Raw genomic sequence first — 11,224 nt, forward strand, 5'->3', positions numbered from 1 at the left:
TGCGGCGCGTCGTCGTCTCCGGCGGGGTCGGCGTCGGGGACCGCTTCAGCGAGGGCGCCGTCGGCGTGGCGTACCTGCGCAAGCTCGGCCTGCCGAAGGCGGCCCTCGCCGCCGAGACGCGCTCGCGCAACACGCTGGAGAACGTCACGTTCTCGAAGCCGCTCGTGAAGGGCAGGGTCACGCTCGTCACGGACGAGGTGCACGCCACGCGCGCCCTCGCGCTCGCCCGCGCCGTCGGCCTCGACGCGAACGTCTCCAGCGTCCCGCTCGCCTCCACCGGGGAGGCCGCCGAACGCTACCGTCGCCGCGAGAAGCTCGCGCTCGCCGCGTACACGCTCCTCGGCGTCATCGACGACCGCCGCTGAGGAACAGAAAGGCGGACACGACGAAGGCGTCGTGTCCGCTGGACGTCATTCAGCGATGGAGGTGCAGAACCAGGAGCGTGAGGGCTTCGAGCTCAAAGCCCCATGAGTCCTACTCGTCACCGCGCCCGGTCATTCGAAGCGAGCGCCGGTAATCAGCCTCGATGCGCTTCTTAAGCGCATCGAGCATATATAGGAGAATAAATCCTGCGATCGCTGCGGCGGTGTTCGTGATCATTGCGCGCATGGCCATTTCGCTCGTGGGAAATGGCCCCTGCATATATACGATAAAAACCCAGTTTGTGCAGGAAAACGCGCTCGACCATAACGTGACAAGTCCAATTAATATGTTTAATGTGCCGAAAAATAGAGTGTGGACGACAGGCATATAAGTAATCTTTCGAGATTCGATGAAGGTTTACCACTTCACCTTACCGTCTGAACCGCTTCACCAGCGTGTCCACCTCACCCACGCGCAGCGCGACGGCCAGCGCGAGGTACACCGCGAGCCCCACGCCCCCGCCGAGCGCGCCGCCCAGCACGCCCGCGAGCGGCGAGCCCGGCGCGGGCAGCACGCGCGTGACCAGCAGGGCCGCCGCGCCCGCCACGGCCGCCATCGGCACGACCCGCGCGAGGTGCTGGCCGAGCGCCGCGAAGGGGAAGCCCAGCGCGCGGTGGTACAGCGAGGTCAGCACGACGAGCGTCACGACGCCCATGGTGCTGCTCGCCACGCCGAACCCGTACAGGCCCAGACGGGGCGTCAGAACGTAGTACAGCCCGACCTCGCACAGGAAGGACGTGGCGCTCACCACGACCGGCCAGCGCGTCTCCTGCCTCGCGTAGAAGGTGCGCAGCAGGAACGTGTTGATGCCCCACGGCACGATCGCGAGCGCCCAGGTCGTGAGGATCGCGCTGCCCGCCTCGAACTTGCCCGTGTTGGTGTCCGAGAGGCTGAACACGCTGATCGCGTACGGCGCGAGCACCACCAGCAGCGCGCTCATCGGGGCGGCCACGAAGGTGATGGTGCGCAGCGCGCGCAGGGTCAGGTCACGGAACCCCGGCCAGTCCCGCTCGTTGCCGAGCGCGGAGAGACGCGGGTAGAGCGCCAGCGCGGGCGACACCACGAACAGGCCCATGATCATCTGGAAGACCGTCTCCGCGTTCGAGTAGCCCGTCAGGGTGCCCTGCGGGAAGGTGGACAGCAGCCGCCGCACGAACAGGTTCAGGAACTGCCGCGACCCCGTCGTCAGCGCGAAGGGCGCCATCAGGGCCAGCACGCGCCCCAGCTTCGGGTGCCAGCCCAGACGCGGCGTGGGCAGCAGCCCGTAGCGCCTCAGCGCCGGAAGCTGCACGAGGAACTGCGCGAGGCCGCCCACCGTCCAGCTGATCGCCAGCCAGAACGCCGTGTCCGGCAGGGCCAGCAGCATCACGATGGAGACGATGTTGAACGCGATCGGCGCGAAGCTCGACTCGCGAAAGTGCTCGTCCGCGTTCAGCAGGCCCATCGCGACCGCCGAGAGGCTGATCAGCATCAGGAAGGGCATCATGAGCCGCGTCATCGTCGTGGCGAGCGAGAGGTCCACCGTCGTGGAGTTCACCACCACGAACAGCTGCACCAGCCACGGCGCCGCCCACACGCCCAGCGCGAGCAGCACGAGGTTCACGCCGAGCAGCGCGCCCATGAAGGCCGACGCGAAGCGCCGCTTCTCCGCCTCGTCGAGGCCCTTGTACACCGGGATGAAGGAGTTGACGAGGGCGCCCTCCGCGAGCAGCTCACGGAAGAGGTTCGGGATGCTCGACGCGATGTTGAACGCGTCCGTGACGTGCGTGTCGAAGCGGTTGATGATGAGCTGCCGCAGCAGGCCCAGCAGGCGCGAACCCAGCGTGCCCAGCATCACCACGAGGGTGTTGCGCACCGCCGACACCCGACGCGACGCGCTCACGCGCGCACCACGCGGGCGGGAAAGGTAGGGGCGGCGGGCGGCGCGGACACGGGAGACACCTTCATGCTCCGATCACTGTAGAGCACGCGTGCGCGCGGCGGGTGTAGGCCCCGCCGCCGGGCCGTCCTTGCGCCACGCTCACGGGCATGCTACATTTCTCTTCGCCCTCACGGGCCGCCGCCACATGGAGAGGTGCCAGAGCGGTTGAATGGGACGGTCTCGAAAACCGTTGTGGGTGCAAGCTCACCGTGGGTTCGAATCCCACCCTCTCCGCCAGAACGAAAGACCCGGTCAAGTTGACCGGGTCTTTTTTTATGTGGCATGCCTGATGGCTATCAGGCTCATCTTCACAAGGCTTAGCGGTACTCTAAAAGCCGATTCGAGCCTCCAACTTTCAGATATCTCTTGATATAGATCAGAGAGCATAGATTTTACGTGCGAGTCGTTTTCTTTCCGTATGATGAAGATAATTTGTTCTGCAAGCAATTCTAAAACCGATTTATATACTTTCAGATTGTCATCATTCAATTCATGTCTCCTCAACTCAATCTCTGTATTGAGTACTGCGTCTATAGTTGCGCAGACCTCGTCTAACAGATCATGCAACAAATCCACATTCATTCCTACATCCAAATTCGTCTCCTCAATCTACAACGTGACCAGGCACCGCAAGGGATATTTCCTAACCTGACTACGCGAGGTGAGTATCCGTGTCTCTCCCCTCGACCGACCGCCCTCCGCCACCCGGCGGATGCGCCGCGCGACCCGAGCGGTCAAGATGGCGTCATGATCTTCCTCTGAGGGGTCGGCACGTCACCTCAAGGTTCTCCGTAACCTGCGCCCATTCATGCTCGGGCCGCTCTGGTACGATGTTGAACACGTGACGCGAACGCCCGACCGTTCCCGGAGCGCCCCCAGCGGCGAGGGTGCTCCACGTCCCACCTCCCCGACGAACCCGCGCGCGGCCCACGCCGCGCCGCCCTCGCGCGCCCCCAGGCATTCGGGCGCGGCCCCGGAGGCACGACCATAGAAAAAGTCCACGGCAACACCAGCGGGCTCCGGCCCGCCCAGCTCAAGCAGCTCAGCAACCTCTACCGCCGCCGCATCGAACCCGGCGTCGTCACCAGCCCAGAACTCGCCCGCAACCTCAGCGAGCTCTCCAGCGACCTGCGCCGCGAGGTCAGCGTCCTCATCGACCGTCGCGGACGCGTCATCAGCGTCAGCGTCGCCGACGCCAAGGCCGCCGAGCTCCCCACCGTCCGCCTCGGCGAGACGCGCCTCGCGGGCTACCACCTCCTCCACACCCACCCGCGCGGCGGCGGCCTCAGCAAGGCCGACCTCTCCGCGCTGTTCCTGAACCGGCTCGACGCCGTCGCCGCCATCGAGGTGCTCAAGGACGGCTTCCCCGGCAACGTCCACGTCGCCCACCTCACCCCGCCCGGAACCACCGGCGAGGAGGAGGACTGGCGCGTCTACCCCCCGCAGAGCCCCTACCAGATCGAGGACTTCGACCTCGGCGCGCAGGTCTCGGCGCTGGAGGAGGAGATCGCGCGCGCCAGCCGCCTGCGCGAGGCCCGCAAGGACCGCGAGCGCGTCATCCTCGTCCAGATCGACACGGGCGAGTTCGACGCGGAGGAACGCCTCGCGGAGCTCGGCGAGCTCGCCCGCACCGCCGGCGCGGACGTCGTCTACAAGGAACTCGTCTTCCGCAGGCACCTCAAGCCCGGCACCCTCGTCGGCGCGGGCAAGCTCGAGGAGCTCACCTCCCGCGCCTACCACCTCGACGCGGAAACCCTCGTGTTCGGGCAGGAACTCTCCCCCGCCCAGGCCCGCGAGATCGAGGCCGTCACGTCCCTCAAGGTCATCGACCGCACCCAGCTCATCCTCGACATCTTCGCGCTGCACGCCCAGGGCGTCGAGTCGCGCCTGCAGGTCGAGCTCGCCCAGCTCCGCTACATGAAGCCCCGCCTGCTCGGGCAGGGCACCCGCCTCTCGCGCATCGGCGCGTCCGGCGGCAGCGCCGCGGGCGGCGCGATCGGCACGCGCGGACCCGGCGAGACGAAGCTGGAGCTCGACCGCCGCCGCATCAACGACCGCATCAGCTTCCTCGAAGGGCAGCTCGAGAACGTCGCCACCCGCCGCGAGGAACGCCGCAAGCGCCGCGAACGCAACGACATCCCCGTCGTGTCCATCGTCGGGTACACCAACGCCGGCAAGAGCACCCTCCTCAACGCCTTCACGCACGCCGCCGAGGAACCCCGCCGCGTCCTCGCGGAGAACAAGCTCTTCGCGACGCTGCGCCCCACCTCCCGCCAGGGCTTCCTGCCCGGCGTCGGCCAGGTCGTCCTGACCGACACGGTGGGCTTCATCCGCGACCTCCCCACCGACCTGCAGCGCGCCTTCCGCGCCACCCTGGAGGAAATCGGCGACGCCGACGTCCTGCTGCACGTCGTGGACGTCGCCTCGCCCGGCGCGGACACCCGCTACGAATCGGTGCGCCGCATCCTCGAGGACCTCGGCACCGCCGACCTGCCCACCGTCGTCGCGCTCAACAAGGCCGACGCCGCCGATCCTGACGTGATTGAGCGCGAGCAGGCCCGCCTCGGCGGCGTCCCCGTCAGCGCCGCGCGTGGCGTCGGCCTCGACGACCTCAAGGCCGCGCTGCGGGGCGCCCTGCTTCCCTTCACCGTCACGCCCGAAACACCCCGCGAAGGCCCCCGCGCCGACGCGAGGTGATCAGGACCGAACCGGAAGGCACCCCGACCAGGGGTGCTTTTTTTGATGGGGACGGCCCCGCCGTCCGGGCCTGGGACTTCCCCGCGTCGAAACGGGAGATCGTGGCCGTCCGCGTTTCCGTCTTCGCCGCCCTGGCGTCGTACGCTCGGGAGCGGTCCCTCGCTTTCGCCTGGACCGTCCACGCGTCTCTCCACTCATGGGTGGAGCGATCTAGGTGTCCCTGTATGTCATTATCACCCTCACGTCACCCCCCCGGGGAACAATCGTGGGGAAGAAGGAGGCCAGCTTGCTCGACAACGTCATGAACTCCCTCAGGCGCGGCGTGGAACGCGCGCGCGTGCGGGGCGAGGAGGTCGCGCAGACCACCCGACTGCGCTTCGAGGTGTACTCGCTCAGCCGTGAGCTCGACGCGCTCTACGGGCGGCTCGGACGCGCCTACCACTCCGGCGCGGACGTCGCGGTGCTGCAGCCCATCCGGGACGAGATCGCGAGGCTCGACGAGGAGATCACGGCGCGCGAACGGCTCATCGCGGAGATCAGCGCCGGGGAGGCGCTCGCCGCCACCGAGGACGCCCGCGTCCGCCCGTCCGAGCCCACGCCCGCGGTGCCCCTCACGAAACGCGTCGTGATCGCGCCCGCCCCCACGCCCGTGCCGGGCAGCCCGACGGCCGGCGGCGCGGTGGAGCCCACGCCGCCCGCGAGCGTCGGCGCGACGCCGGGCGTGCCCAGCACCGAGGGAGGCGCCCTCCCGAGCGCCGCGAGCGTCTGGGGCAGCCTGCAGCAGGAACGCGCCGGGGCGCCCGACCTGCGCACCCCACCCACCCCCGGAAAGGCGGTTCCCATGGATTCCAGCAACCGAGGCGCGGACAACCGCGACGATCAGCCCAACCAGGACTACCAGGACCGCGTCGACGAGGGCCAGAACGTCTCGCGCGGTGGGCGCACCGACGCGGACCTGCACGGCAGCGACGCGCCCATCCCGCCGCTCGGGACGCTCGCGGGCAACGCGCAGGGCATCGACCGGCCCGAGGTGGCGTCCCACCCGAACGTGAAGGACACCGAGGTCGTCCACGACCGCATCCTCCAGAAGGAGGAACGCATCGAGGCGGACCGTGCCAGCGCGAACCCCGATCCCCTCGACCAGGGCTGACGCCACGCGACGGACGGAGGGCAGGGGAACCGGGTTCCCCTGCCCTCTCCTCGTGCCGCGGACCGCGCCCCTACAGGTCGCGCCGCCGGAAGATCAGCAGGGCCAGCGCGAGCGTCACGAGCACGTACGCGCCGGTCCACACCAGGAACGTCGGGTCCGGAGGCGTGGTGCCCACGAAGGGGTTGCCGCCGCCGTCCGCGTCCTCCCGCAGGCGCTGCAGGTCGATCAGGGTGCGTGGTTGCAGGAAGTACGACGCGCCCTTCCACAGGGAGTCGGAGGGCATCACGTACGACGCGACGGAGCCGAGCCGTACCAGCAGGGGCGTGTCCGTCGCGGCGCCCACGCTCGACAGGATGCCCCCGGCGAAGCCGAGGCCGTACAGCAGGAACACCCCGATGCCGTTCGCGAGCGTCGTGAAGAAGGTCCCCCCGAGGATCGTGAGGGTCAGCAGCACGAGGACGCTCAGCGCCATCAGCGCCACGGCGGGCACGGGATCGGGCGGCAGGAAGCCCGTGATGAGCCGCACGCCCACGAGGAGGCCCGTGGCGAGCACCACCACGTACGACACCGTCACGACCGCGAAGCCCAGCCACTTGCCCGCCACGATCTGCGAGCGTGAGACGGGCTTGTACGCGATGGACTGGATGGTGCCGCTCTCCACCTCCCCGCTGACCGCGCCGACGCTCGACAGGACCGCCATGAGTCCCCCGAGGAAGTTCACGAGGTACAGCCCGAACAGCGTCGCGAAGGCGTACGAGAACGTCGCGGACCTGAGCGGGCGGTCCAGACCGATATCCGCCGCGCGCTCCGCGAGCCGCACCTGCAGCAGGTGCACGCCGTACAGGTAGAAGCCCAGGAAGATGACGGTGAGGCCCAGCAGGGCCAGCACGAGGCGGCGCCGGACCGCCTCGCGCAGCGCGAGTTCCGCGACGAGCAGGACGTTCCTCACCGGTCACCTCCGAGCTCGATGAGCTCCACGAACAGGTCCTCCAGGTCCGGACGGTGCGGCGTGAGCTCCTGCAGGCGCGCGCCCGATCCGACCACCACCTCCGCGACGCTCGCGGGGTCCACGCCCGCCGTCAGGGCGAGCCGCGCGCGGCCCTCGCCGCTCGCCGTGACCTTCCCGAGCTTGCGCAGCTTCGAGAGCAGTTCGGGTTTCAGGGCGTCCACCCGCAGGTCCAGCGAGCGCGGCGGGCCCAGCAGTTCCTCCATGCGGCCCGCGCGCAGCACCCGCCCCTGATTCACGAACGCGACGCGGTCGCAGGTCTGCTCCACCTCGGAAAGCAGGTGCGAGTTCAGGAACACCGTCACGCCCGAATCCTTGAGGGAGTGGATGATGTTGCGCACCTCCACCCGCCCGAGCGGATCGAGCGCGGACGTGGGCTCGTCGAGGAACACCAGTTCCGGCGTGTGGATGATGGCCTGCGCGAGCCCCACGCGCTGCAGCATCCCCTTGGAGTAGGACCGCAGCTCGTCCCGGCCGCGTCCGCCGAGCCCCACGAGGTTCAGCGCCTCCGGGACGCGGTCGCGCAGCGCGCGCGCCGAGAGGCCCGCGAGCCGCCCGTGGAAGGTCAGGAACTCCTCCCCGCTCATCCAGGTGTGGAAGCGGAACTGCTCTGGCAGGAAGCCCAGCTTGCGCCGCACGCGCTCCTCGTTCACGCTGCCGCCCAGCACCCGCACCTCGCCCGACGTGGGCCGTACGAGGCCCAGCAGCATCTTCACGGTGGTGCTCTTGCCCGCCCCGTTCGGCCCGAGGAACCCGAACACCTCCCCGCGGCCCACCTCCAGGTCGAGCGACTCCACCACGGCCCGTCCCCGGTACTCCTTGCGCAACTGTCTCGTCTCGATCGCCAGCGTCATCGGGCCTCCTGCCCTCCTGTATAGACCGCCCCGACGAACGGGGCTGCGAGATGGATACGTTGTGCCGGGATGAACGAACGCCCCAGGCGGAGCGGAGGGGCGTTCGTTCGTCCGTGTCGACCCGCGTTGGGCGCTCCACGGACCGGAGCGGTCCGGTCCTCATGCCAGGGGCGGCGACGCGTCTCTACGACCTCAGGACTTGAGGATCTCGTCGATACGGCCCACCACGTCCTCGGTGAGCTTCACGCCGCTCGCGCCGACGTTCTCCTCCACCTGATGCACCTTCGTCGCGCCCGTGATGACGCTGCTCACGCCCGGCTGACGCAGCGCCCAGGCGAGCGCGAGCTGAGAGCGCGTCACGCCGAGGCCGTCCGCGATCTCCTTGAGGTCGCGGACGCGCTGACGGTTCTCCTCCGTCACGAAGTTCTTGCCCCAGTTCTCGTTGTCGGTGAGGCGGCTGCCCTCCGGCATGCCCTCGTCGTACTTGCCGGTCAGCATGCCCATCGCGAGGGGACTCCACACGACCAGGCCGACGCCCGCGCCCTCCGTGTACGGCAGGATCTCGCCCTCGACGCGGTCGCGGCGCAGCATGCTGTACTCGGGCTGCTCCGTGACGGGCGCGTGCAGGCCGTTCGCCTTCGCGAACTCCACGGCCTGCGCGATGCGCGCCGCGGGCCACATGCTGGTGCCCCAGTACATCGCGCGGCCCGAACGCACCACCTGATCGAAGGCCATCACGATCTCCTCCATCGGCACGCCGGGATCGTAGCGGTGCGCGAAGTAGATGTCGAGGTAGTCCGTCCCGAGCCGCTTCAGGCTCCGGTCGATGCTTTCGAGCACGTGCTTGCGGGACAGGCCGCGGTCGTTGACGTCGTCGCTCATCGGCCAGAAGACCTTGCTGCTGATCACGAGCGTGTGACGCGGAAGCTCGCGCAGCACCTCGCCCATCATCTCCTCGGACTTGCCGCGCGCGTACACGTCCGCCTGATCGAAGAAGTTCACCCCGAGCTCGTAGGCCTTCGTGACGATGTCGCGCACCATCTGCTGGTCGTTGACGGACATGCCGAACGTCACCCAGCCGCCCAGCGCGATTTCCGAGACCTTGAGGCCGCTCCTGCCGAGGTTCCTGTATTCCATGCGGGCATCCTACAGGGCTCCCGCGAGGCGTCAGGCTCACGAGCGTTACATTTGAGCCCGAGTCACAAGGAAGGCGGACCCGCGTCCGGCATGGGCGCGGGTCCGCGAGGGAGCCGTTCAGATTTCCTGGAGGCGGTCGCGGTACACGACGTACGCGAGGCCGAGCGTCGCGAGGACCGACACGAGCGAGCTCAGGCCGTAGCTGACGAGCGGCAGCGTGATGCCCGTGAGGGGCAGCATGCTGAGGGCCGCGCCGACGTTCTCGATGGTCTGCACGCCGATCTGCCCGAGGACGCCCGCGAAGAGCAGCTGATCCTGGGGTCTCGTGACGTCCGTGCCCATCGCGGCGAGCCGCCAGAAGAGCGCGCCGTACACGGCGAGCAGCGCGACCGCGCCGACGAAGCCCTGCTCCTCCGACCAGGACGCGAAGACGAAGTCGGAGTGCTGGCTGTACACGAAGCCGTTGTGCGTCTGCGTGCCCTTGCCGTAGCCCTTGCCCATCATGCCGCCCGAGCCGATCGCGATCTGCGACTGGAGCTGGTGGTAGCCCGCGCCGCGCGGGTCCTGCGCGGGATTCACGAAGATGGTGAGGCGTTTCTGCTGGTACGGCTTGAGCTTGGGGTACACGACCGTCGGGAAGGCCACGCCGATCGCGAGCGCGACGAGCACGAGGTGCCACCACGGCGCGCGCCACGCGATGAGGATGCAGCCGAACAGACCCGCGAGGACCATGCCGCCGCCGAAGTCCTCCTTGATGACGAGCCCGAGGACCGGCAGGAACAGCGTGAGGGGCAGCAGGTAGGAGCGCAGGCCGCGGTAGCCGCGCCGCATCACCAGGGGAAGCAGCACGATCAGGCTGAGCTTCGCGATCTCCAGGGGCTGGAACTGCAGGGGGCCCAGCACGATCCAGTTGCGCTGCCCGTTGACCTCCTTGCCGATCACGAAGGTCGCGGCGAGCAGCAGCAGCGACAGGCCGTACAGGAACGGCGCGAACGCGAAGATGCGGTCGCGGCCCGCCCACCACATCAGCCCGATCGGCACGACGGCGATGGCGAGTCCGAGGAGCTGCTTCTGGAAGATGCCCTGCGACACGAGGTTCGGAGACATCGCGACGCTGCTGACCGTCACGAGGCCCGCGCCGAGCAGCAGCAGGACCAGCAGGGGGAGACCGAGATCGTACTTCGCCACGTGGGAAGAATAACGCCACGTGAAGGTGGAACGGGTGAACGTCGTCTCAGTCGTTCCGGTCGGCGCCCGAGGGTTTCGGCAGGCTGAAGCCCACGGTGGCGCCCTCGCCGGGGGTGCCGTCGGCCCAGACGCGCCCGCCGTGCCGCGTGACGACCCGCCGGACGAGGGCGAGGCCCACGCCGTGCCCCTCGAACTCGTCCTCGCGGTGCAGGCGTCCGAACATCACGAAGAGGCGGTCGCGGCCGTGCGGGCCGAACCCGACGCCGTTGTCGCGCAGCTCCAGCCGCCACTCGCCGGGCGTCTCCTCGCATCCCAGCGTGAGCCGCGCGGGGTCGCGTCCGCGCGTGAACTTCAGGGCGTTCGCGACGAGGTGCGACAGCACCAGCCGCAGCGCCTCCTCGTCGCCGCGCACACGCGGGAGCGCCGGGACGTTCCACTCCACGCGGCGTTCCGCGAGGTCCGGCTCGACCTGGGCCCACACGTCCCGCGCGACGCGGCGCAGGTCCACGTCCGTGAAGTGCAGCGGACGGCGCCCCACGCGGGAGAAGGTCACGAGCTGCTCCATGAGCGTGTCGAGCTTCCTCACGGCGGACACGACGACCTCCACGTAGCGCTGCCCCCTGGAGCTCAGGCGGCTGTCCGCGTCGCGCCTCAGCAGGTCCGCGAAGCCCGAGGCGTGCCGCAGGGGAGCGCGCAGGTCGTGGCTGATGCTGTACGTGAAGCTCGTGAGCTCCTCGTTGATGGCCTCCAGCTCCCGGGTGCGGGCCGCGACGCGCGCTTCGAGCGCGGCGTTCCACTCGTGCGCGCGCCGCTCGACCTCGCGGCGCGCGTGAATGTCGACGGCGGCG

At 69.0% G+C, this 11,224-nt stretch carries 11 protein-coding genes and 1 tRNA gene; 4 read left to right on the plus strand and 8 right to left on the minus strand.

The window, feature by feature from the left end; all coding sequences use genetic code 11:
• On the plus strand, window positions 1-365 hold a 365-nt coding region (locus DEIPI_RS27495; RefSeq protein ID WP_045233364.1), incomplete at its 5' end, for a YdcF family protein.
• Between the two features lie 109 nt (window positions 366-474).
• On the opposite strand, the gene DEIPI_RS37170 is transcribed toward DEIPI_RS27495, so the two are convergent.
• Window positions 475-750 carry a hypothetical protein gene (locus tag DEIPI_RS37170; RefSeq protein ID WP_157463377.1) on the minus strand — a complete coding sequence of 92 codons (276 nt, stop codon included), beginning with the start codon at window positions 748-750 and terminating at the stop codon, window positions 475-477.
• A gap of 43 nt (window positions 751-793) precedes the next feature.
• Complete coding sequence (murJ, locus tag DEIPI_RS0101145; RefSeq protein WP_342667493.1) at window positions 794-2,305, minus strand: murein biosynthesis integral membrane protein MurJ; 1,512 nt, start codon at window positions 2,303-2,305, stop codon at window positions 794-796.
• Between the two features lie 186 nt (window positions 2,306-2,491).
• Here murJ and DEIPI_RS0101150 point away from each other — a divergent pair.
• Window positions 2,492-2,581: transfer RNA gene (locus DEIPI_RS0101150), tRNA-Ser, on the plus strand.
• Between the two features lie 537 nt (window positions 2,582-3,118).
• Here the strand turns inward: DEIPI_RS0101150 and DEIPI_RS42360 are convergent.
• Window positions 3,119-3,724, minus strand: a complete 606-nt coding sequence (locus tag DEIPI_RS42360; RefSeq protein ID WP_483782841.1) for a hypothetical protein — start codon at window positions 3,722-3,724, stop codon at window positions 3,119-3,121.
• Between DEIPI_RS42360 and hflX the strand changes: the two genes are divergently transcribed.
• Together hflX and DEIPI_RS35195 are read left to right on the plus strand one after the other, a co-directional pair.
• On the plus strand, window positions 3,692-5,041 hold the full coding sequence (hflX, locus tag DEIPI_RS27500; RefSeq protein ID WP_483782842.1) for a GTPase HflX: 1,350 nt from the start codon (window positions 3,692-3,694) through the stop codon (window positions 5,039-5,041). The two genes, DEIPI_RS42360 and hflX, sit on opposite strands and share 33 nt — an antisense overlap.
• Before the next feature lie 286 nt (window positions 5,042-5,327).
• Window positions 5,328-6,191, plus strand: a complete 864-nt coding sequence (locus tag DEIPI_RS35195) for a hypothetical protein (protein ID WP_052351559.1) — start codon at window positions 5,328-5,330, stop codon at window positions 6,189-6,191.
• Between the two features lie 70 nt (window positions 6,192-6,261).
• Here the strand turns inward: DEIPI_RS35195 and DEIPI_RS0101170 are convergent, their stop codons facing one another.
• The 5 genes from DEIPI_RS0101170 to DEIPI_RS27510 form a co-directional block, all read right to left on the minus strand.
• Complete coding sequence (locus DEIPI_RS0101170; RefSeq protein ID WP_027480583.1) at window positions 6,262-7,140, minus strand: ABC transporter permease; 879 nt, start codon at window positions 7,138-7,140, stop codon at window positions 6,262-6,264.
• Window positions 7,137-8,051: an ABC transporter ATP-binding protein gene (locus tag DEIPI_RS0101175; RefSeq protein WP_027480584.1), complete on the minus strand. Its 915-nt coding sequence runs from the start codon at window positions 8,049-8,051 to the stop codon at window positions 7,137-7,139. Before DEIPI_RS0101175 ends, DEIPI_RS0101170 begins: the two co-directional genes overlap by 4 nt.
• 192 nt (window positions 8,052-8,243) lie before the next feature.
• Window positions 8,244-9,188 carry an aldo/keto reductase family protein gene (locus DEIPI_RS0101180; RefSeq protein WP_027480585.1) on the minus strand — a complete coding sequence of 315 codons (945 nt, stop codon included), beginning with the start codon at window positions 9,186-9,188 and terminating at the stop codon, window positions 8,244-8,246.
• A 117-nt stretch (window positions 9,189-9,305) separates the two neighbouring features.
• On the minus strand, window positions 9,306-10,376 hold the full coding sequence (locus DEIPI_RS0101185) for an FtsW/RodA/SpoVE family cell cycle protein (RefSeq protein WP_027480586.1): 1,071 nt from the start codon (window positions 10,374-10,376) through the stop codon (window positions 9,306-9,308).
• Between the two features lie 46 nt (window positions 10,377-10,422).
• The coding region (locus tag DEIPI_RS27510; RefSeq protein ID WP_245588483.1) for a sensor histidine kinase at window positions 10,423-11,224 on the minus strand (802 nt) is incomplete at its 5' end.

Source organism: Deinococcus pimensis DSM 21231 (genome assembly GCF_000519345.1).
GTDB lineage: Bacteria > Deinococcota > Deinococci > Deinococcales > Deinococcaceae > Deinococcus_A > Deinococcus_A pimensis.